This is a genomic window from Amorphus suaedae, assembly GCF_053629675.1.
Genome location: NZ_JBRJIT010000001.1, coordinates 884857 through 911497, shown reverse-complemented (window position 1 = coordinate 911497; position 26641 = coordinate 884857). Strand labels below are relative to the sequence as shown.

24 protein-coding genes are annotated in these 26641 nt (G+C 67.6%); 13 read left to right on the top strand and 11 right to left on the bottom strand.

The window, feature by feature from the left end; genetic code table 11:
- Positions 1-170 precede the first annotated feature (170 nt).
- Genes AB7M35_RS04050 through AB7M35_RS04040 form a run of 3 tightly spaced genes read right to left on the bottom strand, consistent with a single transcriptional unit; the run spans position 171 to position 5088 of the window.
- Positions 171-3404, bottom strand: coding sequence for an efflux RND transporter permease subunit (locus AB7M35_RS04050; RefSeq protein ID WP_453957478.1), 3234 nt, complete (start codon positions 3402-3404; stop codon positions 171-173).
- Entirely contained in the window at positions 3401-4510 is a 1110-nt protein-coding gene (locus AB7M35_RS04045; protein ID WP_453957476.1) for an efflux RND transporter periplasmic adaptor subunit, read from the bottom strand. Before AB7M35_RS04045 ends, AB7M35_RS04050 begins: the two co-directional genes overlap by 4 nt.
- A 23-nt stretch (positions 4511-4533) precedes the next feature.
- Positions 4534-5088: a PadR family transcriptional regulator gene (locus AB7M35_RS04040; protein WP_453957474.1), complete on the bottom strand. Its 555-nt coding sequence runs from the start codon at positions 5086-5088 to the stop codon at positions 4534-4536.
- A 266-nt stretch (positions 5089-5354) separates the two neighbouring features.
- Between AB7M35_RS04040 and AB7M35_RS04035 the strand changes: the two genes are divergently transcribed.
- Positions 5355-5675, top strand: a complete 321-nt coding sequence (locus AB7M35_RS04035) for a hypothetical protein (protein ID WP_453957473.1) — start codon at positions 5355-5357, stop codon at positions 5673-5675.
- Positions 5676-5826: 151 nt separating this feature from the next.
- On the opposite strand, the gene AB7M35_RS04030 is transcribed toward AB7M35_RS04035, so the two are convergent.
- Positions 5827-6720, bottom strand: a complete 894-nt coding sequence (locus AB7M35_RS04030; protein WP_453957472.1) for a sugar kinase — start codon at positions 6718-6720, stop codon at positions 5827-5829.
- Positions 6721-6927: 207 nt separating this feature from the next.
- On the opposite strand from AB7M35_RS04030, the gene AB7M35_RS04025 reads away from it, so the two are divergent.
- From AB7M35_RS04025 to AB7M35_RS04015, 3 genes are all read left to right on the top strand, one after another.
- Positions 6928-7197: a bacteriocin gene (locus AB7M35_RS04025; protein ID WP_453957471.1), complete on the top strand. Its 270-nt coding sequence runs from the start codon at positions 6928-6930 to the stop codon at positions 7195-7197.
- A 163-nt stretch (positions 7198-7360) separates the two neighbouring features.
- Positions 7361-7711, top strand: coding sequence for a lysozyme inhibitor LprI family protein (locus AB7M35_RS04020; protein ID WP_453957470.1), 351 nt, complete (start codon positions 7361-7363; stop codon positions 7709-7711).
- Positions 7712-7878: 167 nt separating this feature from the next.
- Positions 7879-8685 (top strand): DUF72 domain-containing protein, encoded by an 807-nt coding sequence (locus AB7M35_RS04015; protein WP_453957469.1) that lies wholly within the window; start codon positions 7879-7881, stop codon positions 8683-8685.
- Positions 8686-8706: 21 nt separating this feature from the next.
- Here AB7M35_RS04015 and AB7M35_RS04010 read toward each other — a convergent pair whose 3' ends face one another.
- Complete coding sequence (locus AB7M35_RS04010) at positions 8707-9576, bottom strand: LysR substrate-binding domain-containing protein (protein WP_453957467.1); 870 nt, start codon at positions 9574-9576, stop codon at positions 8707-8709.
- A 103-nt stretch (positions 9577-9679) separates the two neighbouring features.
- On the opposite strand from AB7M35_RS04010, the gene AB7M35_RS04005 reads away from it, so the two are divergent.
- On the top strand, positions 9680-10063 hold the full coding sequence (locus tag AB7M35_RS04005) for a tautomerase family protein (RefSeq protein WP_453957465.1): 384 nt from the start codon (positions 9680-9682) through the stop codon (positions 10061-10063).
- A gap of 128 nt (positions 10064-10191) precedes the next feature.
- On the opposite strand, the gene AB7M35_RS04000 is transcribed toward AB7M35_RS04005, so the two are convergent.
- Positions 10192-10362: a hypothetical protein gene (locus tag AB7M35_RS04000; protein ID WP_453957463.1), complete on the bottom strand. Its 171-nt coding sequence runs from the start codon at positions 10360-10362 to the stop codon at positions 10192-10194.
- A gap of 229 nt (positions 10363-10591) precedes the next feature.
- Between AB7M35_RS04000 and AB7M35_RS03995 the strand changes: the two genes are divergently transcribed.
- The 4 genes from AB7M35_RS03995 (at position 10592) to AB7M35_RS03980 (ending at position 13712) form a co-directional block, all read left to right on the top strand.
- Positions 10592-11812: an alpha/beta hydrolase family protein gene (locus AB7M35_RS03995; protein ID WP_453957461.1), complete on the top strand. Its 1221-nt coding sequence runs from the start codon at positions 10592-10594 to the stop codon at positions 11810-11812.
- A gap of 84 nt (positions 11813-11896) precedes the next feature.
- A complete protein-coding gene (locus AB7M35_RS03990; RefSeq protein WP_453957460.1) occupies positions 11897-12091 on the top strand; it encodes a hypothetical protein in 195 nt (64 codons plus the stop codon).
- 54 nt (positions 12092-12145) lie between these two features.
- Positions 12146-12835, top strand: coding sequence for an SOS response-associated peptidase (locus AB7M35_RS03985; protein ID WP_453957458.1), 690 nt, complete (start codon positions 12146-12148; stop codon positions 12833-12835).
- Positions 12836-12920: 85 nt separating this feature from the next.
- Positions 12921-13712, top strand: a complete 792-nt coding sequence (locus AB7M35_RS03980) for an NYN domain-containing protein (protein WP_453957456.1) — start codon at positions 12921-12923, stop codon at positions 13710-13712.
- A 432-nt stretch (positions 13713-14144) separates the two neighbouring features.
- Here the strand turns inward: AB7M35_RS03980 and AB7M35_RS03975 are convergent, their stop codons facing one another.
- Positions 14145-17870 carry a vitamin B12-dependent ribonucleotide reductase gene (locus tag AB7M35_RS03975; RefSeq protein ID WP_453957454.1) on the bottom strand — a complete coding sequence of 1242 codons (3726 nt, stop codon included), beginning with the start codon at positions 17868-17870 and terminating at the stop codon, positions 14145-14147.
- A gap of 514 nt (positions 17871-18384) precedes the next feature.
- Between AB7M35_RS03975 and AB7M35_RS03970 the strand changes: the two genes are divergently transcribed.
- The 4 genes from AB7M35_RS03970 to AB7M35_RS03955 all read left to right on the top strand — a co-directional run bounded on the left by AB7M35_RS03970 (position 18385) and on the right by AB7M35_RS03955 (position 22487).
- Positions 18385-19338: a diacylglycerol/lipid kinase family protein gene (locus AB7M35_RS03970; protein ID WP_453957452.1), complete on the top strand. Its 954-nt coding sequence runs from the start codon at positions 18385-18387 to the stop codon at positions 19336-19338.
- Positions 19335-20159, top strand: coding sequence for a metallophosphoesterase family protein (locus AB7M35_RS03965; protein ID WP_453957451.1), 825 nt, complete (start codon positions 19335-19337; stop codon positions 20157-20159). Before AB7M35_RS03970 ends, AB7M35_RS03965 begins: the two co-directional genes overlap by 4 nt.
- A gap of 145 nt (positions 20160-20304) precedes the next feature.
- Positions 20305-21921 (top strand): peptide chain release factor 3, encoded by a 1617-nt coding sequence (locus AB7M35_RS03960; protein ID WP_453957449.1) that lies wholly within the window; start codon positions 20305-20307, stop codon positions 21919-21921.
- 152 nt (positions 21922-22073) lie between these two features.
- A complete protein-coding gene (locus AB7M35_RS03955) occupies positions 22074-22487 on the top strand; it encodes an NADH:ubiquinone oxidoreductase subunit NDUFA12 (RefSeq protein ID WP_453960603.1) in 414 nt (137 codons plus the stop codon).
- A gap of 113 nt (positions 22488-22600) precedes the next feature.
- Here AB7M35_RS03955 and AB7M35_RS03950 read toward each other — a convergent pair whose 3' ends face one another.
- The 4 genes from AB7M35_RS03950 to AB7M35_RS03935 all read right to left on the bottom strand — a co-directional run bounded on the left by AB7M35_RS03950 (position 22601) and on the right by AB7M35_RS03935 (position 26509).
- The gene (locus AB7M35_RS03950; protein ID WP_453957447.1) at positions 22601-23473 is read right to left on the bottom strand and encodes an NAD(P)-dependent oxidoreductase; all 873 of its coding nucleotides are present in this window, start codon (positions 23471-23473) and stop codon (positions 22601-22603) included.
- Between the two features lie 94 nt (positions 23474-23567).
- On the bottom strand, positions 23568-24731 hold the full coding sequence (locus AB7M35_RS03945) for a trans-sulfuration enzyme family protein (RefSeq protein WP_453957446.1): 1164 nt from the start codon (positions 24729-24731) through the stop codon (positions 23568-23570).
- A gap of 186 nt (positions 24732-24917) precedes the next feature.
- Entirely contained in the window at positions 24918-25802 is an 885-nt protein-coding gene (locus AB7M35_RS03940; RefSeq protein WP_453957445.1) for an ABC transporter permease, read from the bottom strand.
- Positions 25802-26509, bottom strand: coding sequence for an ABC transporter permease (locus AB7M35_RS03935; RefSeq protein ID WP_453957443.1), 708 nt, complete (start codon positions 26507-26509; stop codon positions 25802-25804). Before AB7M35_RS03935 ends, AB7M35_RS03940 begins: the two co-directional genes overlap by 1 nt.
- Between the last annotated feature and the right edge of the window lie 132 nt (positions 26510-26641).

Genomic DNA, 26641 nt, shown 5'->3' with positions numbered 1-26641 from the left:
GGGGCGTGCCGCGGCGCGCTCTCGGACCGTCGACCATCATTGGGGCGGGGCTGAAAGCGCATCCCGTCGCGCGTTCCGGAGGGGATGCGTGTGAAGCCATTCTAAACAAGGATATACGGTGCGCGCCCGCCGCATCAAGGAAGCGCCGGCGGCGAAATCGCCGCCGGGCTCTATTCCGCGGGTGTTGGCAAGGCCGGATCCGGGGCGGCCGACCGCCTGTTGCGGCGGCGGATGCGCCCCCACAGCGTTCCCGCCTTGCGCCGCCAGACGCTGGGCGCCGCCAGCGCCACCGGCACGACCACCAGGGTCAGCAACGTCGAGAAGCCGAGCCCGAAGATGATGGCCGTCGAGAGCTGCACCCACCACATCGACGTGATGCCGCCGATGGCGACCGTCCGGTCGAAGAAGTCGAGATTGATTTCGGTGGCCATCGGGATCAGGCCGGCGATGGTGGTGATCGTCGTCAGCATGATGGGGCGCAGCCGCTGCGCCGCCGTCTTCAGCACGGCGGTGAGCGGATCGTCGACGTCCTCGCGCATGCGGTTGTAGGTGTCGATCAGCACGATGGCGTTGTTCACGACAATGCCGGCGAGCGCGACGACGCCCGTTCCGGTCATGATGATCGAGAACTTCTGCCCGGTGAGCGTCATCCCGATCAGCACGCCGATCACCGACAGCACCACCGTGGAGAGGGTGATCGCCGTCTGGTAGAACGAGTTGTACTGGGTCACCAGGATGATGAACATCAGGAACAGTGAGCCGAGCATCGCCTTCATCAGGAAGGCGCCGGATTCCTGCTGGTCCTCGTCGGCGCCGCGGAACGTGAACGAAACGCCGCCCGGCCAGTCCTGGCTGTCGAGCCATCCCTGCAGCTCGGCGATCTTCTGGTTGAGGTCGTAGCCCTCGGCCTCGATCACGTCGGCCTTCACCGACATGGCGTAGAGCCCGTCCTTCCGCGTGATCGACGACACCCGCTGCGACGGGTTCACCTTCACGAAGTTGGCGATCGGCACCATCCCGTTGGCGGTCTTCATGCGCAGGCTCTCGAACTGGTCGAGGGTGCGCTGGTCCTCCGGGAAGCGGACGCGGATGTCGATCTCGTCGTCGGAATCGTCAGGGCGGTAGTTGCCGATGAGGACGCCGGTGGTGACGAGCTGCACCATGGAGCCGACCGACGCGATGGCGGCGTTGTAGCGGCCGGCTTCCTCGCGGTTGATGTCGAGCTGCCATTCGATGCCGGGGAGGGGACGATCATCCTCCAGGTCGCGCAGCCCGGCGACGGTCTCGACGTGCGCGCGCACGCGCCCGACGATCTGCTCGACGGTGTCGTAGTCGTTGCCGGCGATCTGGAGCTGGATGTCCTTGCCGGTAGGCGGGCCGCCCTCGATCTTGCGGACCTCGGTCTTGATGCCGGGGATCTGGGCAGTGCGGGTGCGGATCTCCTCGAAGATCTGGGCGGCGCTGCGGCGGCAGCAGTAGTCGGCGAGGTCGAGCTGCAGTTCGCCGATCACGTCGGCGGGCTTGTCGTTGACGCCGTCGATCTTGAAGCCTTCGCCGCTCGACCCGCCGCTCGGGTGGGCGTTCATGACGACGTTTTCGACGCCTTCGGTGGCCAGCACCTCGCGTTCGACCTGGGCCACCAGGGTTCGCGCCTCGTCGGCGGACATGTTGCCGCGCGCCGACACCAGCACCACCGCCACGTCGGGTTCCTCTTCGACGAAGAACTCCACGCCGGTGGCGTGCTGGGCGAACGTCATGATGACGAACGCGCTGACACCCACTACGGCCGCGACCGTCACCAGGTTGCCTACGACCGTGCCGGCGAGCCAGTGGAGCCCGCGCACATAGATGCCGGTCAGGCCCGGAATGGAGTCCGGGTCCAGCTCCTCGGCGGCCGACAGCCGCTTCGCCGCCTCCTGTTCCGCCGGCGATGCCTTGCCGCGGCCGAAGATGCCGCCGGCCACCGGCAGGAAGATCATCGCCGTCACCAGCGCCGCCGAAAGCACGATGATCACCATGATCGGCAGGTAGCTCATGAACTCGCCGGCGACTCCCGGCCACAACAGCATCGGCAGGAAGGCGGCCAGCGTCGTGGCGGTCGAGGAGGTGATCGGCCAGAACATCAGACGCGCGGCGCGGATGTAGGCCTCCTTGCGCGGCATGCCCTCGACGATCTTGCGGTCGGCGTATTCCACGATGACGATCGCGCCATCGACGAGCATGCCGACCGTCAGCACCAGCCCGAACATGACCATCATGTTCACGGTCATGCCGATGGTGGACAGGATCAGGAAGCCGAGGAGGAACGTCGTCGGGATCGCCAGGCCGACCAGCAGCGCCGAACGGATGCCGAGTGCCGCCACCACCACGATCATCACCAGGCAGATCGCGGTGATGATCGAGGATTCCAGCGAGCCCAGGACCTCGAAGATGAAGCTCGACTGGTCGAGCAGATAGTCGACGCGGATCGTCGACGGCCAGTCGGCGATCTCGCGGTCGACGACGTCGCGGACCGCCTGGTTGTTGTCGATGATGTTGGTGCCGAGCCGCTTCACCACCTCGATGGCGATCGCCGGCTTGCCGTTGACGCGGGTGTAGCTCGACGGGTCTTTGAAGGTGCGGCGGACGTCGGCGATGTCGTCGAGGGTGACGACGCCCTCGGCGTTCTGTTTGATCGGCAGCGAGAACACGTCCTCGCGGTTCTCCAGAAGGCCCGGGACCTTCACCTGGAAGCGGCCCTGGCCGGTGTCGATGAAGCCGGCCGGGACGAGCTGGTTGTTGCTGGTCAGCGCGGAGAGGAGCTCGTCCTGGGTCACCCCGTAGGATTCCAGCGCCGTGCGGTCGATGATGACCTCGAGCAGCTCCTCCCGGTGGCCGGAGAGGTTGGCCTCGCGCACGCTCGGGATCGCCTCGATCTCGTCCTTGAGCTGTCGGGCGCGCTTGTAGAGGGTGCGCTCGGGCACGTCGCCTGAGAGCGCGACCGTGATGGTCGGGACCAGCGAGAAGTTGGTCTCGTGGATGACCGGTTCCTCGGCCTGCTCGGGCAGGTCGGCCTTGGCCTGGTCGACCTTGTCGCGGACGTCGGCGAGCGCCTTGTCCTTGTCGAAGTCGGCCTCGAACTCGAGGACGATGCCGGCATGGCCCTCCGAGGCGATGGCGGTGAGCTCCTTCAGCCCGTCCAGGCTGCGGAGATCCGTCTCCATCGGCCGCACCAGCAGCCGCTCGGCGTCCTCGGGCGAGATGCCCTGCTGGACGATCGAGACGTAGAAGACCGGCACGTCGATGTCCGGATTGGCCTCCTTCGGGATCGACACGTAGGCCAGAATCCCGGCGGCGACGCTGACGATCATGATCGTCAGCACCGTGCGGGTGCGCCGGATGATGCCTTCGAGGGCGTCGATCACGAGCGGACTCCCGGCGTGCCTTCGACAGGCGTCACGGTTTCACCGTCGACCACGTAGTCCTGGCCGACGGTGATGACCGTCACCGTTTCGGGAAGCCCCGTCACCCAGACGCCGTCCGTTCCCTGGTCGACGATGGTGACCGGGTGGAAGCCGACGGTTCCGTCGTCAGTGACCGTGCGCACGCCCACGGCCCCGCTGTCCGCCAGCGTCAGGACGGCGGGCGACAGGTGGTGCACGCTGATCGGCTCGAGGGGGATCTCGGCAAGCGCGGTGACGCCGTCGCGCAGTGCCCCGTCCGGATTGGGGACCTCGATCTCGACGGTAAAGGTGCGGGTGTCGGGGTCGGCGGCGCGGGAGATGAAGGCGATGGTCCCGTCGACCTCCTCGCCGGTGACGAGCGACACGTGTGCCTTCATGCCGGACTGCAGCTTGCCGATGTCGCGCTCCGACACCTGGCCGGTCACCGTGATCGGGTCGACGTCGATGATCGTCACGCAGATGTCGCCGATGGCGAGCATGCCGCCGATGTCCGTCATCGGGTCCTCCACCGTGCCGGTGACCGGCGCGGTGATGGTGGTGCGGTCGAGCTCCAGCTGCGCCTCGGCGACAGTGGCCGTCGCGGCATCGAGCTCGGCCTTCGTCGCGGCGACGCGGGTTTCCGATTCGAACTGGCGGGCGCGCAGCTTGGTGGCCGCCTCGAAGTTGAGCTTCGTCTTGGCGGCTTCGGCCTGCGCCTTGAGGAGCTGCGCTTCACGGGCACCGCGATCGAGCTGGCACAGCACGTCGCCGGCGGTGACCTCGTCGCCGGCCGAGACGAGCCGCTTGTCCACCCGGCCGTTGGTTTCCGCCCGCACCGCCACCCGCGCTTCGGCCTCGGTCCGGCCGCGGATCTTCAACGACGTGCGCCGGTCCTCGGCGGAGAGTGTGCTCACCTGCACGCGGAATGGCTCGGCCTCCTTCTCGGCCGCGCGCTCGGCCGGCGGGGGCGCCGCGTTGGGGGAATCCGCCTGTCCGCCGATCACCACGTCGCCGGTGCTCATCCAGCCGGCGATCGCGGCGGTGATGACGATGGCGGCAACCCAGGAGCCGTTGATCTTGAAACGCATGGTCGTGACCTTTCTCCGGTCGGTCAGGCCGAGACGCGCTGCGGGGAGGAAGCGGCGTCGTCAGAAGCGAAGGATTCGAGTTCGGCGCGGCGGGTCTTCAGAAAATCAAGCGACGCCGCCGTGCAGTTGCAGCCGTACTGGGCGATCCACTGGAGGCCGCCCGGTTCGGCGCCCTCGACGATGCCGCCGAGGCTCTTCAGTTCGTGTTCGAGGTGTTCGATCCGCGCGTCGATGGCCCGGACGATGTGCTCGCGGGAGAGCAGCCCCGCGTTCATCGCGACCAGCAGGAACGGCGACCGGAAGACGTCGGGATCGGTCTGGCCGGACAGTTCCTCGATGAGCGCGGCGCGTCCCTGCTCGGTGATCGAGTAGACCTTACGGGCTGGCTTGCCCGGGTGCGTTTCCTCGCGAACCGTCACGCAACCTTCCGCCTCCAGCCGCGCCAGGGCCGGGTAGATCGAGCCGAAGCTCGCATCGACGAAATAGCTGTACTCGCCTTCCACCGACATCTTCTTGATCTCGTAGCCGGTGGCATCTCCGTGCTGGAGAATGGCGAGGCAGAGCGTGCGAACGTTCATGTCGATCCAATCATCTCGGCGAGTCGGACCCGAGGCCCGCCATGTGTTCGGTTGCTATATTCACGTCCGATATATGTCCGGAGACCATATGACGGGTCGATATAGGCTGCGCAAGCCTTTTTCCAACCTCAGGACGCAAAAATATCGCACTGCGGCATCGCGGACACGCAGGACTGGCCGGTTCGGCTCGGCGCGGCAAAGTTGCCCCTACCCGAACGGCATGCGGAGCCCTACCTTCAGTTCACAAGAAAATGGGAGACGTCGCGATGGACCACTCGAACGGTCAACTGGTTCGGTTTCTGGTCAGGCACTGGCTGGTGGGGGCAGGGGCGACATTCGTGGTCGTCGCCACGCTGTTTGCCGCCGACATCGGTGGTCTGAGGGGGCTGGTCATGAGCGCCCAGAACCCGGTTCTGCCGGCCACCATGCTGTTCTTCGGCTTTCTCGTTACCCTCACCAGCGCCTCGATGGGCGCCGCTCTCATGAGCCTCGGCAACGGCCGGTCGCCGAGAGGACCGCGGGGGCGGGGCCTTTTCTCCCAGCCCGAGCTGGTGCCGATCCCGGTGCGCGCACGACGCCGGACCTAGAGGCGCTCCCTGCCGGCGCCGAAACTTCGTCTCGGCGCCAGAAATCGAAAAGCCGTTCGGACCACCCCGTCCGAACGGCTTTTCTCGTTTCTGCGTCTGTACTTATCGCGCTATTGGCCCGGCCGGTCGCCCGGCGGGCCCTGACCGAGGCTCAGGCCACGTCGGCGTAGGCGGCGCGGCTTGCGGCGATGTCCTCGAGAGTCGGGATGCTGCGCTCGTTGCCGAGGTGCTGGATCGCGTGGGCCGAGGCGGAGCGCGCGAAGTCGAAGTGCTCGGCCCAGCTCTTTTCCGGATTGGCCATCGCCGAATACATGTAGGCGCCATGGAAGACGTCGCCGGCGCCGTTGGTGTCGACGACCTTGTCGTGGGGGACGCCGAGGGCGGCCATCCATTCCGGGGCGCCGTCGTCCTCGTACCAGACGAGGCCGCGCTCGCCGAGGGTGATGCCGCCCACCTTGACGCCCTTGGAGCGGAGGTAGTCCAGCATGCCCGTCTGCGAGAGCCGCATCTGCTCGCACATCCGCTCCGACACCACTGCGACGTCGATGTACTCCAGCAGCTCGTCGGTGTTCGACCGCACGGCGCCGCCGTCGAGCGACGTCAGAATCCCGGATTCCCGGCAGATCTTGGCGTAGTGCAGGGCCGCGTCGGCCATGTGGCCGTCGAGGTGGAGGCCCTTGCAGCCGTCGAGGTTCAGGTTCGGGTAGGGATGCAGATAGTCGTCGTCGCGGCAGCGCACGATGGCGCGCTTGCCGTCGTTCGGCATGATGAAGGACAGCGAGGATTCCCGCACCTTCCGGCTGTGGATGGTGATCTGGTACCGGTAGGCCATTTCGCGGAACATGCGCGACAGCCAGTCGTCGGACATCTGGCAGACCACGTCGGGGACCACGCCGAGCTTGGCGGCCGTGAAGGCCGCGGTTACGGCGTTGCCGCCGAACGACACCGAGTAGTCGTCGGCGATGGTCTTCTCGTCGCCGCTCGGGATCCGGTCCGTCAGGAACGTGATGTCGATATACGCCTGCCCTATGAACAGAGCGTCCATCTGCCATTCTCCATGGGTTTGGACTGGTGGGTCTGGATTGCGTCGCCAGGGTCGGGGGCCGCCCCGGGTGGCCATTCAGCAACAATCCGTGAGTTCGAGGTCGGCACTGCGAAGGCGCCTTGGATTGTTGAACCAAATATTTGAATTTACCGTATGGTTCTAAAGTCGTATTTCGTCAACGTGGCGAAGGGAGTCATAGGAGCGGTTATGAGAATTCTCGTTGTTCCGATCATCATCGGGCTCATGGTTGGTGCGTGCACCGAAACGCAGACGCAGCGCGGTGCCACCGGTGCACTGATCGGTGGCGGACTTGGTGCTGCGACCGGCGCGATCGTCGGCGGCGGTGACGTCGGCTCCGCGGTAGCGGGCGGTCTGATCGGTGCAGCGGTCGGCGGCGCCGCAGGCGTGGCGACGGCTCCGAAGGAAGACTGCTACGTGCGCAACCAGTACGGCGAGCTCGTCCGGGTTTCGTGCTGATCACGTCTGGTCTCACTGTCTGAAAAGGGCGCCTCCGGGCGCCCTTTTTTTGTGCGTGGCGCCGGCGGCCCGCCCGTGCGGCGACATCCGCCCGTTGCGGGGACGGGCCGGAATCGCGATGGTTCGCCTGTGCCTGTCGGCAGGATCCAGAAGGAGGCCTCAGATGCCCCGCGTCCCCACCCTCGTCCTTTCCGCCGCCTTCGCCGTGGCGCTCGCAGCCCCTGCGGCGGCCCAGAGTTTTGCGTGCGCGAACGCCGGAAAACCTGACGAAAAGGCGATCTGCGGCAGCCGCGAACTCGCTAATCTCGACGTGAAGAATGCCACGCTCTACGACGTCGCACGCAACCTCGTGGCCATGGGCCAGCGCGGCGACCTGCAGGACAACGAGGCGGCTTTCCTGACGAAACGCGCGGCCTGCGGGGCGGACGTGTCGTGCATCGCGGCCGCCTACCAGGCCAACATCGCGTCGATCCAGTCGGTGCTGGAGAGGATCTACAAGAACGGGCCGTACTGAGGCTCAAACGACGGATTTCCGCGCTCGAGCGGTGCGCGCGCGCAGGCGAACGGCGTGCGCGCAAGCGGGTTGATCTGCTGCGCGATTCTGCGCGTTTTTGCGCATTTCCGCGCGCGGCGCGCATCGGGCGCGCGCACGCGCGCCGGCTTGATGAGGACGAGGACGAGATGGCGAAGACATCGGCGGGAACGATCCGGGTCGGCATCGGCGGATGGACCTTCGCGCCCTGGCGCGGGGTGTTCTATCCCGACAAGCTGCCGCAGAAGCGCGAGCTCGAATATGCCGGCGAGCACCTGACCTCCATCGAGATCAACGGCACCTATTACGGCAGCCAGAAGCCGGCGAGCTTCATCAAGTGGCGCGACGAGACGCCGGACGACTTCGTCTTCTCGCTGAAGGCGCCGCGGTTCGCCACCAACCGGCGGGTGCTGGCGGAGGCGGGCGAGTCCATCGACCGCTTCTTCGACAGCGGCGTGATGGAGCTCGGCGACAAGCTCGGGCCCGTCAACTGGCAGTTCGCCACCACCAAGGCGTTCGACCCTGAGGACTTCGAGGCGTTCCTGACGCTTTTGCCGAAGGAGATCGGCGGGCGGGCGATCCGGCACGTGGTGGAGGTCCGCCACGCGAGCTTCCAGGTGCCCGAGTTCGTGGAGCTGGTCGGCAGGCACGGGGTGGCCGTGGTGATTGCCGTCGATTCGGAGTTTCCGCTGATCGCCGACGTGACGGCGCCGTTCGTCTACGTGCGGGCGATGGGGACGCAAGAGGGGGAGGCGCAGGGCTATCCGGCCGCCGGGCTCGACCGCTGGGCGAAGCGGGCCGAGGCCTGGGCCGGCGGCGGCGCGCCCGACGACCTGGAGACCATCGCCAAGCCGGCGAAGGGGGCGGGGCCGCGCGACGTGTTCCTCTACTTCATCTCCGGCCACAAGCCGGCCAATCCGGCCGCCGCCATGGCGGTGATCGAGCGGCTGGGCTAGCCGCCGCGCGACGGCGACCGGTCACGCGCTGAGCGCCTCGACCAGCAGGGCGCGGAGCGCCAGCGCCGGGGGCGCGAGCGCGTCGCGGCCCTCGTGCAGGCAGAGGGCGACGTCGCCGAGAGCGGGCAGCGGCGCCGACTGCGGCAGGACGGCGAGCCCCGCCGGCATGCCGTCGGTGGTGCGGGCGACGACGCCGAGCCCGGCGCGGGCGGCCGCCCAGAGCCCGGCGACGCTGGGGCTCATCACCGCCTGGCGCCAGCCGATCCCCTCGCGCTCCAGCGCGGCGAGGGCGGCGCTGCGGAAGGCGCAGGGGGCGTCGAAGGCGACGAGGGGCAGCTCCCGGCCGGCCTCCACCGCGTAGCCGTCCGCGGCGATCCAGACGATCGGCCGCGCGGCGACCACGAGGGCGGGGGCGCGCTCGGGCGCGTGCCAGACGAGGGCGAGGTCGAGGCCGCCGTCGGCGCATCCCTCCATCAGCCGCGCGCCCCGGTCGACCCGGAGCTCCACCCGCGCCTTGGGGTGGGCGCGGGCGAACCGGCCGAGCAAGGCGGGCAGCCAGCTTTCGGCGAAATCCTCCGGCACGCCGACGCGGACGCGGCCCTCGATGGCCGCGCCGAGATCGTCGAGGCGGGCGGCGGCCTCGTCGTTGAGGTCGAGGATGCGGCGGGCGTAGTCGAGCAGCACCGCGCCCGCCTCGGTGAGCGCCAGTCCGCGCCCCTGCTTCAAAAACAGGACCTGCCCGCTCTGCTCCTCCAGCTTGCGCAGCTGCAGGCTGAGCGCCGAGGGCGAGCGTCCGAGCCGCTCGCCGGCTTTGGCGAAACTGCCGAGATCGACGCCGGTGACGAAGCTGCGCAGCACGTCCATGGAGAAGTTCGGGCGGTGGCCGATCATGCAGTTTTCCTGAATGGATCGCAAGAAATTCCAAATTTTCCAAATGATCGTGCCGTGCGACACCTGCGTCGTCAAGGCCGGTGGTCGGCCCGGGAGATGCAAGATGCCCTTCGTTCACGTGCGCATTCATGGCGAGCCGCTGTCGGCGGACCAGTCCGGCCGCGTCGCCGCGGAGATGACCCGCCTGATGGCGGAGGTGATGGGAAAGAAGAAGGAGCTCACCGCCGTGTTCGTCGAGCCGGCGGCGGGGACGTGGACGGTGGGCGGCGCGCCGGCGCCGCGGGCGGCGCATGTGGAGGCGGCCGTCACCGAGGGAACGAACAGCGAGGCGGAGAAGGCGGGCTTCATCGCGGCGGCGGCGGCGATGCTGCGCGACGTGCTGGGCGCGGCGCTGCCGATCGCCACCTACGTCATCGTCCGCCAGCTCCCCGCCGACGCCTGGGGCTACGACGGGCGCACCCAGGCCGACCGCCGGGCGCGGGGCTGAACGGGCAGGGCGCTGGCCGCTGACCGACCCGGAGACACGGAAAAGGGCACCGAACGCGGCCGGGAAATCCCGGTGGTTCGGTGCCCTTTTCGCGGGGCTCGCTTTGGGGGGAGAGGCGGGCGGTCGCCCTACTTCTCCTTGCGAACGCCCTTGAACGGCTGGTCGTCCTGCTTCTGGTCCATGAACTGGCCGGTCTCGGCGTCGCGCTTGGTCCAGACGTCCTGCGGGTTCTTCACCTGGGAGCGGTCGCGCACCGCGCCGTTGCGGTGTCCGTCGCCGACGGGAGGGTTCGTAGCCATGGGATTGTTCTCCGCTAACTGATTGCCTGCGTTGCATATTATCAACGCGCAACCGGCGGGATTGTTCACTGGGAAGGAATTTTTTCGGACTGCCCGTGGATTGTCCCCACCCAACGATCGCCGGTGCATACTGTCATCCCGCCGGGTCTGCTGCGCGTCCGGGGGACGCGCACGGGCCGCTCATTGGCCGCTTCAAGGGGCGCGCCGGCGGGTGCCGGGAGGGGGAGCGATGGGGCTGCTGTTCAAGGACGACCTGCACGACGAGTTCGGGACCTGGCCGCTCGGCTACATCCCCACCGGCGGCGCCGACTATGGCGAGGTCCGCGCGGTCGCGGCGGCGGTCGGCGACGGCGACGACGACGCCTTCTGCGACGCCTGGTGCGCCGCGGGCGACCGGCTTGCCGCCGAGGCGGCGGAGAACGAGGCGGCCGGACGGCGCGCCAGCGCGCGCGAGGGCTGGCTGCGGGCGGCCTGCTTCTACGGCGCCGCCTATCACCCGATCTTCGGCGCCCCGGTGAACCCGCGGCTGCTCGCGGCCTACCGCCGGCAGATGGCCGCCTTCGACCGGGGGCTCGCGCTCGGCGACCCGGCGGTGACGCCGATGGGCATTCCGCTCGGCGATCTCACCATGCCCGCCTATCTGCTGCGGGCCGAGGGGCGGGCGGACGAGACGCGGCCGCTGCTGATCCTCACCAACGGCTACGACGGCACCGTCACCGACATGTATTTCGCCTCGGCCGTGGCGGCGACGCGGCGTGGCTATCACGTGCTGGTCTTCGACGGGCCGGGGCAGGGCGGCCTGCTCTACGAGCAGAGGGTGCCGCTGCGGCCGGACTGGGAAACCGTGATCGCCGCCGTGGTCGACGCGGCGCTGGAGCTGCCCGGGATCGATCCCCGGCGCATCGCGCTCTCCGGCTGGAGCCTCGGCGGGCATCTCGCCGCGCGGGCCGCGACGGGCGAGCACCGGCTGGCGGCGCTGATCCTCGACCCGGCGCTGTGGAGCATGCTGGCCGGCTTCACCCCCCTTGCGGCGAAGCTCGGCATCGCGGTCGATGCCTCGACCAATCTCGCCGACCCCGACGATGCCATCATCTCCCGGCTGAACGATGCGATCGAGGGCAATCGCCAGCTGCGCTGGAGTTTCGTGCAGCGCGGCTACTGGGTGCACGGGGTCCGGGACCTGCGCGGCTATCTCGCGTCGGCGGCGGCGTTCACGCTGGACGGCCGGGCCGGCGAGATCCGCTGCCCGACGCTGCTGGCGGCGGCCGGCGACGACACGCGCTCGGCCTCGGCGCAGAGGGTGATGGACGGGCTCTCCTGCCCGAAGACGCTGATCCGCTTCACCAGCGCCGAGGGGGCGGGCGACCACTGCGAGATGATGAACCGCTCGCTCCTGAATCGCCGCACGCTGGATTGGCTGGACGGGGTGCTGGGGGTGGGCCGAAATTAACGCCCAACGGTTGGAAATCGTTCTTTACACACCTTACAATTGTGAGATGATCTCCTATCAACCAGCGGTCGGGGTGGCGGCGAGATGGGCAGCAAGAAGCGTGCAGCGTCGGCGACGGACGTCGCAAACTATGTTGGCTCGATCACGTGCGAGCTCCGAGACATGTCACTGGATGCCGACCTGACGTTCCTCTCCTACCTTCTCGGGATGGCGCATCTGGTCGCAAACGAGCACCCGGAGCGGGCTCCAGAAGCGAAGGCGACTACGCAGGTGCAGTGAAAGGTCTCCAGCTGCGACAGTTGCGTGGCACACGCCCGCCGGACAAAGTGCGGCATGTGCAACCTTTACAGCATCACCAAGGGCCAGCAGGCGATCGTCCAGTTCACGCGCTCGATGCGTGATCGGGTGGGGAATTTGCCGCCGCTCCCGGCGGTATTCCCGGACATGTTCGCCCCCGTCGTTCGGGCCGGCGACGACGGTGAGCGGGAACTCGTGATGCTGCGATGGGGAATGCCGACCCCGCCGCGGTACCTCAAGGGCCCGGTCGACCGAGGCGTTACCAATATCCGCAACGTCGCCTCGCCGCACTGGCGGCGCTGGACGGGGCCGGAATCGCGCTGCCTGGTGGTGGCGACTTCCTTTTGCGAGCCGAGCGACGAGCCTGGCCCGGACGGACGCAAGGTATGGACCTGGTTTGCTCTGTCTGAGGAGCGTCCGCTCTTTGCCTTCGCTGGCATCTGGGGCCGCTGGACGGGCACGCGCGGCACGCAGAAGGCACCCGAGGAGGGCGAGCACGAACTCTTCGGCTTCCTCACCACGGAGCCGAATGAGGTAGTATGCCCGGTCCACTCCAAGGCGATGCCGGTGATCCTTACGAGCGAAGAAGAGATGGACGTCTGGATGTCGGCGCCGATGAAAGAGGCCCTAGGATTGCAACGGCCGTTGCCGGAGGAGATGTTGAAGATCGTGGGTACAGGAGAAAGATACGACCGGCCCATAGGCGACCCGAAGTTAAATGGCTGAAGTCTAGTCTTGCCGCGAAAATTCCATGACGCTTTGCCGTGGATCCAACATAATCCAGAACACCTCTGGTCGAAATGGAGAGGCAATGACCCACTACTTATTTATTGATGGCGAGTGCCTTCGAGAGCGATTGCGAAGTATTTCAGATCGATATTGTGGCGGGCGAAAGTTATCGATCCAATGGAGTCAATTCCATATTAAGTACGATAAAATATACTACTATGATTCACTGCCTGCGCGGCGCCCGAAACAATCAGCCGATGAGTACAACCAAGAGAAAGATGAGGCGACCAAGCTTCATGCGCAGATATCGACGGTTGATCGATTCCGGGTGAATGAAGGTGACGCAAGATACCGGAGCGGGCGCGGCCTTGAGCAGAAAAAGGTTGATGTCATGATCGCTGTAGACATGCTCGTCCACACAATCCGAAGAAACATGACCGAAGCAACGCTGCTTTCTGGGGACGGCGATTTCGCGCCGCTACTAACTGCGCTTTCAAACGAAGGAATGTTTGTAAGATTGCTGCACCCACCCATTTCATCAAATGATTTGCGCTCAGCAGCCGACGCTCGGGAGCGAATAACCGTAAGAATGGTATATGAGCTACTTGATGACGGATCCCGTGAAATACTTGGTTATGTGCCGTGCGCGTCAACTGGAATGAAACGGCTTCGGCCTGACGATATTCTGGTCTGGAAAAGTGAGAAAATTGAAATTTACTGGCGACCGGAGTTCGACGATTACATTTCTTTCTTTAGATTTCAACAATATAATAAGATTCTAGGCTGTAAGGACTTGGAAAGATTGAGAATGGTTCTCAAGGACGACTTTGATATTGTTGTTCCGTTTCTTGATGAATCCAAAATAGGTGATTAGCTTCAATCGTTGCTAGCCCTCCCAGCCCAATGCCCCCGGAGGCCGTCACGATCAGAACACTCATCGATCCGGCACGTCTCACATTCGCGCTCTATAATATTCCCAAGCTCGGATTACTTCGTTTGTTTTTGAATGACTTAGGGCTGCCCGCGGATCTGGCGATCGGTGGAGTCGCAAGGGCGGCGTAAGTTTGGTTGGCAGTCCGGACCGTCTGGACAGGGAACTATGTGCGAGCGCTAATCCTGCTTATGTCGTTGAGATTACGTCGGTTTCCGCGTGATTCCGGCAAATCCCGGTTGATCCCGCCAAACCTAGGCCTATGCCAACCGACCTTGTGCGTTGCAGGTCGCGGGTTCGAATCCCCCCCCTGAAACGCAGAACGGCCGGGCATTTCTGCCCGGCCGTTTGTTTTTGTCGCGCAGGCTGTAAGGATCAGCTGCAGCCGCTGGTGGAGCCGCAGGTGTCGCACTTCAGGCAAGTGCCGTTGCGGACCATGGTGAAGTTGCCGCATTCGCCGCAGGCTTCGCCCTCGTAGCCCTGCAGGCGGGCCAGCGCGACTTTGCTGGCCTTCTGCTTGCGGGCGTTCTTGTCCTTCGTGGCCGGATCGGCGTCGTGGAGGCCGTGGACGTCGCGGTGGACCTCCTCTTCCTCCTGCACCTCGACCTCCACCTCGCGGTGGAAGGCGGTCTGCACGTCGGTGCGGATCGCGGTCACCGTGGCCGCCACATGGGCGGTGGCGCCGGCACCGGCCGCGCCGCGCGGCTCGCCCTTCACCACCTGGAAGCGCTGGGTCTGGCCGCGGACAAGGCCATGGGACACCGGGGCGATGTTGTTGGGCTTGTCGCCCTCCACGCCGCGGCCGATGGTCGTGGAGCCCATGTCCTCCGGCTGCACGTGCGCCAGGTCGTGGCGGTCGAGATAGGAGACCGCCAGCTCGCGGAACACGTAGTCGAGGATCGACGTGGCGTTCTTGATCGCCTCGTTGCCCTGGACCATGCCGGCCGGCTCGAACCGGGTGAAGGTGAAGGCGTCGACATATTCCTCCAGCGGCACGCCGTACTGGAGGCCGAGCGAGATGGCGATGGCGAAGTTGTTCATCATCGCCCGGAAGGCCGCGCCCTCCTTGTGCATGTCGATGAAGATCTCGCCGATGCGCCCGTCGTCGTACTCGCCGGTGCGCAGGTAGACCTTGTGGCCGCCGACGATCGCCTTCTGGGTGTAGCCCTTGCGGCGGTTCGGCATCGGATCCCGGTCGCGGACGGCCCGCTCGACGATCCGCTCGACGATCCGCTCGGCGGCGACCGCCGCGCGGGCCTGGGCCGGCTGGGTGGCGGCCATCGCCTCGGCCTGCTCCTCCGCCTCGTCCTCGTCGTCGGAGAGGATCTGGCTGTTGAGGGGCTGCGAGAGCTTGGAGCCGTCGCGGTAGAGGGCGTTCGCCTTCAGGGCCAGGCGCCAGGAGGTCATGTAGGCCTGCTTGCAGTCGTCCACCGTCGCATCGTTCGGCATGTTGATCGTCTTGGAGATCGCGCCGGAGATGAACGGCTGGGCGGCGGCCATCATGTGGATGTGGCTCGACACCGAGAGGTAGCGCTTGCCGATGCGGCCGCACGGGTTGGCGCAGTCGAACACCGGCAGGTGCTCGTCCTTCAGGTGGGGTGCGCCCTCGACGGTCATCGCGCCGCAGACGTAGATGTTGGCGGCCTCGATCTCGGCCTTCGGGAAGCCGAGCTCGGCGAGCACGTCGAAGGACGGGTCGTCGAGCTTGTCGGCCGGGATGCCGAGGCTCTCGGTGAGGAAGGCCTCGCCGAGCGACCACTTGGTGAAGGCGAAGCGGATGTCGAACGCCGCCTTCAGGCCGGCCTCGATCGCGGCGATCTTCTCGTCGGTGAAGCCCTTCGCCTTCAGCGCGTCATGGCCGAGGGTGGGCGAGCCCACCAGCGTGCCGTTGCCGACCGCGTAGGTGATGACGTCGGCGATCTGCGCCTCGCTGTAGCCGAGCCCGCGCAGCGCCTGCGGCACCGCCTGGTTGATGATCTTGAAGTAGCCGCCGCCGGCGAGCTTCTTGAACTTCACCAGCGCGAAGTCGGGCTCGATGCCGGTGGTGTCGCAGTCCATCACCAGGCCGATGGTGCCGGTCGGCGCGATCACCGTCGACTGGGCGTTGCGGTAGCCATGGCGCTCGCCGAGCTCGAGAGCGCGGTCCCAGGCGGCGCGGGCATGCGCGACGAGCGTCTTGTCCGGGCAGGAGGCGTGGTCGAGCGGCACCGGCAGGGTGCTGAGCGCCTCGTAGCCGGCGGCCTCGCCGTGGGCGGCGCGGCGATGGTTGCGGATGACCCGCAGCATGGAGTCGCGGTTGTTGGCGTACTCGGGGAAGGGCCCGAGGTCGCGGGCGATCTCGGCGGAGGTGGCGTAGGAGACGCCGGTCATCACCGCGGTGATGGCGCCGCAGATGGCGCGGCCCTCGTCGGAATCGTAGGGGATGCCGGAGGTCATCAGGAGGCCGCCGATGTTGGCGTAGCCGAGGCCGAGCGTGCGGTAGTCGTAGGAGAGCTTGGCGATCTGCGGCGAGGGGAACTGCGCCATCATCACCGAGACCTCCAGGACGAGGGTCCACAGCCGCACGGCGTGCTCGAAGGAGTCCACGTCGAAGACGCCGTCCTCGGCCCGGAACTGCAAGAGGTTCGCCGAGGCGAGATTGCAGGCCGTGTCGTCGAGGAACATGTACTCCGAGCACGGATTGGAGGCGCGGATGTCGCCGCCGGCCGGGCAGGTGTGCCAGTCGTTGATGGTGGTGTGGAACTGGATGCCCGGGTCGGCCGAGGCCCACGCGGCGTGGCCGATCTTCTCCCACAGCTCGTCCGCCTTGATGGTCTTGGCGAGCTTGCCGTCGGTGCGGCGCATCAGGTTCCAGTCGCCGCCGGCCTCCACCGCGTTGAGGAACGCATCGGTGACGCGGACGGAGTTGTTGGAGTTCTGGCCGGAGACGGTGAGGTAGGCCTCGGAGTCCCAGTCGGTGTCGAAGATCGGGAACTCGATCTCGGAGTAGCCCTGGCGGGCGAACTGCATGACGCGCTGGATGTAGTTGTCCGGCACCATCGCCTTCTTGGCGGCGCGGATCTCGCGCTTCAGGGCCGGGTTCTTCTCCGGCAGGAAGCAGTCGTCGCCCGAGCCCTCGCAGTTCACGCACGCCTTCATGATGGCGGCGAGGTGCTTCTTCACGGTCTTGGAGCCGGTGACGAGCGCCGCCACCTTCTGCTCCTCGCGGACCTTCCAGTTGACGTAGGCCTCGATGTCCGGGTGGTCGACGTCGACGACGACCATCTTGGCGGCGCGGCGGGTGGTGCCGCCGGACTTGATGGCGCCGGCGGCGCGGTCGCCGATGCGCAGGAAGCTCATCAGGCCGGACGAGCGGCCGCCGCCGGAGAGCGGCTCGCCCTCACCACGCAGCATGGAGAAGTTGGAGCCGGTGCCGGAGCCGTACTTGAAGAGGCGCGCCTCGCGCACCCACAGGTCCATGATGCCCGAGTCGTTGACGAGGTCGTCGGTGACCGACTGGATGAAGCAGGCGTGCGGCTGCGGGTGCTCGTAGGCGGTCTTCGAGCGGGTCAGCTCGCCGGTCTTGTGGTCGACGTAGAAGTGGCCCTGGCTCGGGCCGTCGATGCCGTAGGCCCAGTGCAGGCCGGTGTTGAACCACTGCGGCGAGTTCGGCGCCACCTTCTGGGTGGCGAGCATGTAGGCGAGCTCGTCGAAGAAGGCGCGGGCGTCCTCCTCGCCGTCGAAGTAGCCGCCCTTCCAGCCCCAGTAGGTCCAGGTGCCGGCGAGACGGTCGAACACCTGGCGGGCGTCCATCTCCGGTCCGGCGCGCTTCTCCTTCGGCAGCTTGGCGAGCGCCGCGGTGTCGGCGGTGGAGCGCCACAGCCAGCTCGGCACGGTCTCTTCCTCGACGCGCTTCAGCGCCGTCGGCACGCCCGCCTTGCGGAAGTACTTCTGGGCGAGCACGTCGGTCGCCACCTGGCTCCAGGCGGCCGGCACGGCGATGTTCTCCAGGCGGAACACGACCGAGCCGTCGGGATTGCGGATCTCGCTCGTCGACTGACGGAATTCGATGCCGTCATAGGCCGACTGGCCAGCCTTCGTGTAGCGTCGTTCGATCCGCATCGTTTCGTGTCCCTTGAAGCTGTCTGGCGCGGCCGGGGCGCCCGAAATGTCACCCGGCGCACCGCACGGCGAAGGTTACATCAAACCTCCGCCGATTGGAATCGCCGATTCTCTATGTAGTACGCACGAGGGGTCGTTAACACTATATGAAGTGTCGGCGGCCCCGATCGCGACGAGTCGATGCACCCTCTGGAAAATCGCGCGCACCATCCCCCATCGCCGACGCATATCGCGCCGTCGCCGCTGAAATTTGCTATATGAGGGGTGCCCGCACTGACCGTTCGGATCGGGCTGTCGATGGGTCTGAGACTAGTGCGAGTCGGAACCGACGGTCAAGGGAGCTGACGCTAGCTATTGTGTGTCCATCCCTATTATCGACCATATGTTGGTGCGGGCTGTGAATAGCGGGGACGAACCCCGGGCGGCCCGCGGAACCCCGCAGTTTCCGGTTCGTTTAAGCGGGACGACAGGTCCGCGCGGCGGGACGGATGGGTGCCGACAGGTGGAAAAAACGGTGCGGTGCTTCGTGGTCATCAATCCGCGGTCGGGGGCAGGCCTCGACCAGGAGGACTTTGCCGGCCAGATCCGGACGCTGTTCGCCGAGGCGGGCATCGACGCCGTCTACGCCAGCGCCGGCGCCACCGACATCGCGGCGCAGTTGCAGGAGGCGCGCGACAGCGGCATGGGCACCGTGGCGGTGGCCGGCGGCGACGGCACCATCATGGCCGGCGCCGAGGCCTTCGCCGGCACCGACACCGTGCTGGCGGTGATTCCGGCCGGCACCATGAACGTGCTCGCCCACGAACTCGGCCTGCCGCTGGCGATCGCCGACGCGATTCGCCTGATCGCCGACGGCGAGGTGCGGGCCATCGACGTGGGCGAGGTGAACGGCCGCATCTTCATCGGCAGCTCCATCCTCGGCGCGCCGTCGCGGCTGGCGCGGCGGCGGGAACGGTTCCGGGGAAAATCCACCGGGCTCTCCTATGCGCGGCTGCTACGTGCCGGGATTCGCGCGCTGGTGCGCTATCCGGCGGTGGGCGTCACCATCCACGCCGGCGGCGAGCACAAGCCGGTGCGCACCCGCGCGCTGGCGGTGGTGGTCAACGACTACGCGGAAGGGTTCGGCAAGGTGCTCACCCGCTCGTCTCTCGACGGCGGCAAGCTTGTCCTTTATGCGCTGAAGCCGATCACGCCGTGGCACCTGATCGGGCTCGTCGTGGCGATGGTCATGGGGCGGTGGCGGCACGACCGGCACCTGCAGCGCCTGTCGGTGGAAACGGTGAGGATCACCGCCCATCGCAAGAGCGTCCGACTGATGAATGACGGCGAGAGCTTTCTCGTCTCGCCGCCGCTCGAATATCGTATCCGGCCGAAGGCGCTGCGCGTCATCGGCCCGAAAAGGTCCGTGGAGACAGACGTGCCCAGTGAACCGGAGGAACCCGCCGCCGAGGTCGCCGCCGCCAGATGACGGTTCTCGCGCATATCTCGGACCTGCATTTCGGCCGCGTCGACGAGAAGGCGGCGGAAGCGCTGATCACCGACCTCCAGGACCACAGCCCCGACCTGATCCTCGTCTCCGGCGACCTGACCCAGGGCGCCCACTATTCGGAGTTCCTGGCGGCGCGGCAGTATCTCGACAGCCTGGACGTGCCGTGGCTCTCGGTGCCCGGCAACCACGACATTTCGCCCTACCGGCTGTTCGAGCGCTTCACCGATCCGTTCCGCGCCTACCGCACCTTCATCCACAAGACCACCGAGCCGGTGCACGTGGGCGACGACGTGGTGGTGGTGGGGGTGAACACCGCGCGGCGGATGGCGCTGGAGCTCAACTGGGCGCACGGCCGCATCAGCCGCCGGCAGATCCGCCGGGTGGAGCAGGAGTTCGCCCGCGTACCCGAGGACCGGGTGAAGATCGTCGTCGCGCACCATCCGTTCCAGGCGCCCGAGAATGAGCCGCGGACGCGGCTGGTGGGCCGCTCGGTCGAGGCGCTGGAGCGCTTCGCCAATGCCGGCGTCCGGCTGGTTCTGGCGGGACACCTCCATCGGGGCTATATCCGGGTGGTGACGCCGACCGAAGTGGCCCGCACCGGGGACCTGAAGGTGGTGCAGGCGGCCTCGGCCATGTCGACCCGGCTCAGGGGCGAGCCGAACGCCTACAACATCATCACGGTTGCCGGCGGCGACCTCGACATCCGGACCCGGATATTCGAGGGTAGGAAGTGGCGCACGTCCGACGCCGACGTCGTGATCCCGGCACGCGGCCAGGCTCCGATCGGCGCACCCGACTGACGGCTCGCGCATCCGGCGCCGGCGGGACCGCCCGCCGGGCCGACGCGGCACCGCTTCATCCCGTCACGGCCGCACCGGCGGCCACGACCAACCCGCCGCCGACCGAACGGTCGCCGGCCGGCATCAAACAAGGGACTGTCTCCGCATGGACGCTGCCCTCGAGAGCAAGTCCGCCTCCGGCGGGCTCGAGGCCGAAATCGCCACCCGGCGCACGTTCGCGATCATTTCGCATCCGGACGCCGGCAAGACGACGCTGACCGAGAAGCTGCTGTATTTCGGCGGCGCGATCCGGCTTGCCGGACAGGTGCGCGCGCGCGGCGAGCGGCGGCGCACCCAGTCGGACTGGATGGCCATCGAGCAGCAGCGCGGCATCTCGGTGACGAGCTCGGTGATGACCTTCGAGCGCGACGGCATCACCTTCAACCTGCTCGACACGCCGGGCCATGAGGACTTCTCCGAGGACACCTACCGGACGCTGACGGCGGTCGATTCCGCCGTCATGGTGATCGACGCGGCGAAGGGCATCGAGACCCAGACGCTGAAGCTGTTCGAGGTCTGCCGGTTGCGCGACGTGCCGATCATCACGTTCATCAACAAGGTCGACCGCGAGGGCCGCGATCCCTTCGAGCTGATGGACGAGATCTCCGAGAAGCTCGCCCTCGACGTCTCGCCGGTCACCTGGCCGATCGGCATGGGGACGCAGTTCCGGGGCTGCTACAACCTGCTCGACAACACGGTGCTGAAGCCGAAGAAGGAAGGCGCCGGGTTCTTCGACGTGGAGGAGCGCGTCAACGGCGTGATGGATCCGAAGTTCGCGGAGATCGTCGGCGACGACGCGATCCTGGAGAACTTCCGCTCCGAGGCCGACCTCGCCAGCTCCGCCTGTTCGCCGATGGACATCGAATCCTACCGGGAAGGGCACCTGACGCCGGCCTATTTCGGCTCGGCGCTGCGCGACTTCTGCGTTTCCGACCTGCTGGACGGGCTGGCCGCCTGGGCGCCGCCGCCGCGGGTGCAGCCGGCCGAGCCGGAGCCGGTGGTGCCGACCGAGGAAAAGGTCACCGCCTTCGTCTTCAAGGTGCAGGCGAACATGGATCCGAATCACCGCGACCGGATCGCCTTCACCCGCATCTGCTCGGGCCGCTTCAAGCGCGGCATGCGGCTGAACCAGGTGGGCACCGGCAAGACGCTGGCCGTGCAGGCGCCGATCTTCTTCTTCGCCCAGGACCGCGACATCGCCGAGGAGGCCTATCCGGGCGACATCATCGGCATCCCGAACCACGGCACGCTCCGGGTGGGCGACACGCTGAGCGAGCGCACCGACGTGAAGGTGACGGGGCTGCCGCGCTTCGCGCCGGAAATCATGCGCCGGGTGCGCTCGGGCGATCCGATGAAGGTGAAGCAGATCCGCCGCGCGCTGCACGACCTCTCCGAAGAGGGGCTGGCGCAGGTGTTCCGCACCCGGCTCGGCTCCGACTGGATCGTCGGCGTCGTCGGCGCGCTGCAGCTCGACGTGATGATCGATCGCATCAAGGCGGAGTACAAGGTGGAGATCGGCTTCGAGGCGTCGCCCTATTCGGCGGCGCGCTGGATCCACGGGCCGAAGGACAAGGTGGAGGACTTCCTGTCGAAGAACTCCTCGCAGATCGGCGAGGACAACGACGGAAGCCCGGTCTACCTGGCCAAGAGCGCCTGGGAGCTGAACTACACGGCCGAACGCTGGCCGGACCTGACGTTCGGGTCGACCAAGGAACTGGTCTGAGCCGATCGCCCGCGACGCTTTGCGCCGGGACGGCGCGGCGCGCGGGCGCTGGACACGAGGCAGGGCGGACGCCATAGTCCGCCGCAACGCACACGACTGACCCGAGCCGGCGGGCGAGAACCGGCACACGATCGACAGAGGCTCTTGCCGTGCTGAAACGCTTCTTCCTCGACCTGTTCACCTGGTGGCATTCCGCGACGCTCGGAACCCGGCTTCACACGAGGCTGGCCGGCGAGTTCGTCGGCGAGGACGAGTTCGGGAACCGCTACTACCGGTCCCGCGGCGGCAAGATCGACCCGACACTCGGCTTCCAGCGCCGCTGGGTGATCTACAACGGCGTGGCCGAGGCAACGAAGATCCCCGCCGGCTGGCACGGCTGGATCCACCACAAGGACGGGCCGGCGCCGAGCGAGATGACCTATACCGCGCGCGCCTGGGAAAAGCCCTCCAGGCCGAACATGACCGGCACGCCGGCCGCCTACCGGCCGAAGGGCTCGATCCTCCAGGAAGATCCGCACCGCCCGGCGGCCACCGGCGACTACGACGCCTGGACGCCCGGCCAGTAGGCTGGGCTTCCGCCTCGTCGGGCGGTTTCGAGACAGGTCCGAAAGCCATAAAGGCGCCCCGAAAGGGCGCCTTTTTCAATGGGTTGGCGGAAAGTCCTCAGGCGCTCGAACGTTCACTTCCGGTCGAGGCGGGCGATCAGGCTGGAGGTGTCCCAGCGCTTGCCGCCCATCGCCTGCACGTCGCTGTAGAACTGGTCGACGAGGGCGGTGACGGGAAGCTGGGCGCCGTTCCGGTTCGCCTCGGCGAGGCAGATCGCCAGGTCCTTGCGCATCCAGTCGACGGCGAAGCCGAAGTCGAACGTGCCGTCGCGCATGGTCTCCCAGCGGTTCTCCATCTGCCACGACTGGGCGGCGCCCTTGGAGATGACGCCGATCACCTTTTCCACGTCGAGATCGGCCTTGCCGGCGAAGTTGATGGCTTCCGACAGGCCCTGGACCAGCCCGGCGATGCAGATCTGGTTGACCATCTTGGTGAGCTGGCCGGCGCCGGCCTCGCCCATGTGGCCGATCATCTTGGCGTAGCAGTCGATCACCGGGCGGGCGCGGCCGAAGGCGTCCGCGCCGCCGCCGACCATCACCGTCAGCGCGCCGTTCTCCGCGCCGGCCTGGCCGCCGGAGACCGGCGCGTCGAGGGCGGCGAACCCGCGGGCATCGGCCTCGGTGGCGAGCTCGCGGGCGATCTCGGCGGAGGCGGTGGTGTTGTCGATGAAGATCGCGCCCTTCGCCATGCCGTGGAAGGCGCCGTCGTCCCCGAGTGTGACCTCGCGCAGGTCGTCGTCGTTGCCGACGCAGGCGAACACGAAGTCGGCGCCTTCGGCCGCGGCCTTCGGGGTCGGGGCGGCCGTGCCGCCGAACTCGGCAACCCACTTTTCCGCCTTGGCGGCGGTGCGGTTGTAGACGGTGAGGTCGTGTCCGCCGCGGGTCTTCAGGTGCCCGGCCATCGGATAGCCCATCACTCCGAGCCCGATAAAGGCGACCTTGGCCATGACGCGTCTCCTGCTGTGGTGTGTGAACGGCGCCGGGTCGGTTCGCCCGGCGCGGGTGGGTCTGGGGGGAGCCTAATGCGAAGTGCTGCGCCTGTCAGGCATGCGGGGCGAGCGCCTGGCCGAGATCGTCGAGCAGGTCCTGGATGTGCTCGATGCCGACCGACAGCCGCAGCAGGCCGCCGGGCATGTTGGTCATCGGATCCTCGACCGACCGGCGGTGCTCGATCAGCGTCTCGATGCCGCCGAGCGAGGTGGCGCGGATGATCCGGTTCAGCCGCCCGGCGACCCTGAGCGCCGCCTCCGCGCCGCCGCGGACGTCGAACGACATCAGGCTGCCGTAGCCGCCGACCATCTGGCGGCGGGCGACGGCGTGCTGGGGATGATCGACGAGGCCGGGATAGCGGACGGTTTCCACCGCCGGGTGGCCGGCGAGGTAGCCGGCGATCGCGCTGGCGTTGGCATTGGCGGCGTGGACGCGCACGCCGAGGGTGCGCATGCCGCGGATCAGGAGCCAGGCCTCGAACGTGCCGAGGACGGCGCCGGCGTCGTGGCGCTCGCGGCAGATGGCGGCCCAGAGAGCCGAGTCGACGTCGTTGGTGGCGATGACGCCGGCCAGCAGGTCGGAGTGGCCGTTGAGCGACTTGGTGGCGGAGTGGACGACGAAGTCGGCGCCCAGCGTCAGCGGCGTGGTGACGATCGGGGTGGCGGCGGTGGAATCGACCGCCAGCTTCGCACCGTGGGCGTGGGCGATCTTCGCGGCGGCGGCGATGTCGAGGACGGTGAGCCATGGGTTCGACGGGCTCTCGCCGAAGACCAGGGCGGGCGCGCCGTCCTTCAGCGCCTCGGCCAGCGTGTCGAGCCGGTCGGCCTCGAACCAGCGGACGTCGACACCCTTCTCGCCAAGCGCCCGCAGCGCGAACATCTGGGTTCCGTAGTAGATGCCCTTCTGGACGACGATCGGGCGATCGGAGGCGGCCCGCAGCAGCGTCGCGATGGCGGCCATGCCGGAGGCGAACAGGCGCGCGGTGGCGGCCCTTTCCATGGCGGCGATGATCGCCTCGGCCTCGCGGACCGTCGGCGCGTCGTCGCGGGCGTAGACGTTGCCCGGCACCATCAGGCTGTAGTCGGTCTCGCGGGCGAAGGTGGTCGACGGCTGGATCGGCGGCACCACGCCGCCGGTGACGCCGTCGATCGCGCCCAGCGCCTGCACGGCGATGGTCTCGGGGTGGGAGGATCCCTCGGGCCTGCGGTGGGTCATGGCGGAACCTGCATGGGTGGGGGGCGTGCGGCCGGCCGGCCGACGGGCGCCTGGGGATACGCGGGCAGTGGGGCGCCGCCGGTCCGCAGTCAGCCGGGGCGGCACGGCGCGGGCGCCGGTTCGGTGCGCCGGCACGATGCCATCGATCCGCCCGCCGGCGCCAGAGGATTTCCGGCCGGGAGGGCGCTAGTCGACGGTGGCGTCCGGGCGGCCGGCGGCGGCTTCCTGCGCGGTGGCGCTGGGCGCCGCCTGGGTGGGGCGCCGCAGATGGCGGGTCAGCCGCCGCTCCAGCACCGTCCAGATGCGGCTCACCGTCTCGACGATCGAGAGGTAGAGCAGGGCGGCCCACATGTAGGCCTGGAAGTCGAAGGAGCGGGAGAAGGCGCGCCGGGTCTCGCCCATCAGGTCGTAGACGGTGATGATCGAGGCGATGGCCGAGCCCTTCACCATCAGGATGATCTCGTTGCCGTAGGGGCGCAGCGCGATGATGAAGGCCTGGGGGAGGATGACCCGCAGGAAGATCACGTGGCGGGGCAGGCCGAGCGCCTTGGCGCCCTCCATCTGGCCCTTCGGCACGCTGCGGATGGCGCCGCGCAGGATCTCGGCCTGGTAGGCGGAGGTGTTGAGCGCGAAGGTGAACACCGCGCAGGTGAAGGCGTCGCGGAAGATCCACCAGGCGCCGATGGACTTGAGTTCGGTGCTGAAGCTGCCGGCGCCGTAGTAGAACAGGAATGCCTGGGCGATCAGCGGCGTGCCGCGGAAGAAGTAGGAGTAGCCGAAGGCGATCGCCCCGATGAACGGGTTCTTCGACATCCGCCCGAAGGCCACCGGGATCGACAGCGCCGCGCCGATCGCCAGCGACAGCAGGACCAGCTGGATGGTGACGACGAAGCCGTCGAGCAGCTTCTGGCCGTAGCGGCCGAGGAAGTTCATGCCCGAGGCGTTGATCAGGAAATAGGCGGTGGCGAGCCCGAACACGATCCACAGCGCCAGGAGCGCGTTGCCGAGGATGCGCGCGGAGGTCCAGGGGCGGGGCGGCGTCCCGGGACGGGCGAGCGACAGGATGCCCATCAGCGCGACATCCCCCGCTCGGCCCAGCGCTCGATGCGCGAGATGCCGATCGACGAGATGACGGAGAACACCAGGTAGATCAGGCAGGCGACGCCGAAGAACAGGAACGCTTCCTTGCTCACCCGCGCCGCCACGCCGGCCTGGCGTAGCACGTCCTGGATCCCGATGACGGAGACCAGCGCGGTGTCCTTCAGGAGCACCAGCCAGAGGTTGGAGAGCCCGGGAAGCGCCAGCCGGATAAGCTGCGGGAACACCACCAGCCGCATCGTCTTGCCGCGCGGCAGGCCGAGGGCGGCGGCGCCTTCGTACTGGCCCGTCGGGATGCCCCGGAACGCCGACAGGAAGACCTCGCTGGCGTAGGAGGAGAACACCAGCCCGAGGGCGATCATGCCGGCCAGGAAGCCGCTGATCTGCACCTGCTGGTCGGTGAACAGGCCGGCCACCCGCTGCAGCAGCATCTGCGCGCCGAAGTAGATCAGGAACAGCGTGAGCAGCTCCGGCAGGCCGCGGAACACCGTGGTGTAGATGCTGGCCGCGGAGCGCAGCGAGGGTTCGCTGGAGTTCTTGGCGAGCGCCACCACGAAGCCCAGGAACAGCCCGAACGGCAGGGTGGCCAGCGCCAGGCCTGCGGTGACGAGGGCGCCCGCCGCGATCTGGTTGCCCCAGCCGCCGGGACCGAACGAGAGAAGATGGAGCCAGTCGGGCATGGGGGCTTGCGCTCTCGTGAGGGCCTGGGCCTGGGAAGGAAGCAAGAAGCGGGCCTATGCGGTCCGCTCGCTGCCGCGCGGTGTTCCGGCAGGCCGGCGGACCCGATGGACGCGGACCCCGGCGCGCGCCGG

Bases quoted from the DNA above. Each gene is read 5' to 3' on its own strand.
- AB7M35_RS03985 (WP_453957458.1), top strand. From the start codon at position 12,146: ATGTGCAACCTTTACAGCATCACCAAGGGCCAGCAGGCGATCGTCCAG.
- AB7M35_RS03975 (WP_453957454.1), bottom strand. From the start codon at position 17,870: ATGCGGATCGAACGACGCTACACGAAGGCTGGCCAGTCGGCCTATGAC.
- AB7M35_RS03945 (WP_453957446.1), bottom strand. From the start codon at position 24,731: ATGACCCACCGCAGGCCCGAGGGATCCTCCCACCCCGAGACCATCGCC.
- AB7M35_RS03940 (WP_453957445.1), bottom strand. From the start codon at position 25,802: ATGGGCATCCTGTCGCTCGCCCGTCCCGGGACGCCGCCCCGCCCCTGG.
- AB7M35_RS04045 (WP_453957476.1), bottom strand. From the start codon at position 4,510: ATGCGTTTCAAGATCAACGGCTCCTGGGTTGCCGCCATCGTCATCACC.
- AB7M35_RS04015 (WP_453957469.1), top strand. From the start codon at position 7,879: ATGGCGAAGACATCGGCGGGAACGATCCGGGTCGGCATCGGCGGATGG.
- AB7M35_RS03950 (WP_453957447.1), bottom strand. From the start codon at position 23,473: ATGGCCAAGGTCGCCTTTATCGGGCTCGGAGTGATGGGCTATCCGATG.
- AB7M35_RS04005 (WP_453957465.1), top strand. From the start codon at position 9,680: ATGCCCTTCGTTCACGTGCGCATTCATGGCGAGCCGCTGTCGGCGGAC.
- AB7M35_RS04035 (WP_453957473.1), top strand. From the start codon at position 5,355: ATGGACCACTCGAACGGTCAACTGGTTCGGTTTCTGGTCAGGCACTGG.
- AB7M35_RS04010 (WP_453957467.1), bottom strand. From the start codon at position 9,576: ATGATCGGCCACCGCCCGAACTTCTCCATGGACGTGCTGCGCAGCTTC.
- AB7M35_RS03995 (WP_453957461.1), top strand. From the start codon at position 10,592: ATGGGGCTGCTGTTCAAGGACGACCTGCACGACGAGTTCGGGACCTGG.
- AB7M35_RS04025 (WP_453957471.1), top strand. From the start codon at position 6,928: ATGAGAATTCTCGTTGTTCCGATCATCATCGGGCTCATGGTTGGTGCG.
- AB7M35_RS04020 (WP_453957470.1), top strand. From the start codon at position 7,361: ATGCCCCGCGTCCCCACCCTCGTCCTTTCCGCCGCCTTCGCCGTGGCG.
- AB7M35_RS03935 (WP_453957443.1), bottom strand. From the start codon at position 26,509: ATGCCCGACTGGCTCCATCTTCTCTCGTTCGGTCCCGGCGGCTGGGGC.
- AB7M35_RS03990 (WP_453957460.1), top strand. From the start codon at position 11,897: ATGGGCAGCAAGAAGCGTGCAGCGTCGGCGACGGACGTCGCAAACTAT.
- AB7M35_RS03960 (WP_453957449.1), top strand. From the start codon at position 20,305: ATGGACGCTGCCCTCGAGAGCAAGTCCGCCTCCGGCGGGCTCGAGGCC.
- AB7M35_RS03965 (WP_453957451.1), top strand. From the start codon at position 19,335: ATGACGGTTCTCGCGCATATCTCGGACCTGCATTTCGGCCGCGTCGAC.
- AB7M35_RS04030 (WP_453957472.1), bottom strand. From the start codon at position 6,720: ATGGACGCTCTGTTCATAGGGCAGGCGTATATCGACATCACGTTCCTG.
- AB7M35_RS04040 (WP_453957474.1), bottom strand. From the start codon at position 5,088: ATGAACGTTCGCACGCTCTGCCTCGCCATTCTCCAGCACGGAGATGCC.
- AB7M35_RS04000 (WP_453957463.1), bottom strand. From the start codon at position 10,362: ATGGCTACGAACCCTCCCGTCGGCGACGGACACCGCAACGGCGCGGTG.
- AB7M35_RS03980 (WP_453957456.1), top strand. From the start codon at position 12,921: ATGACCCACTACTTATTTATTGATGGCGAGTGCCTTCGAGAGCGATTG.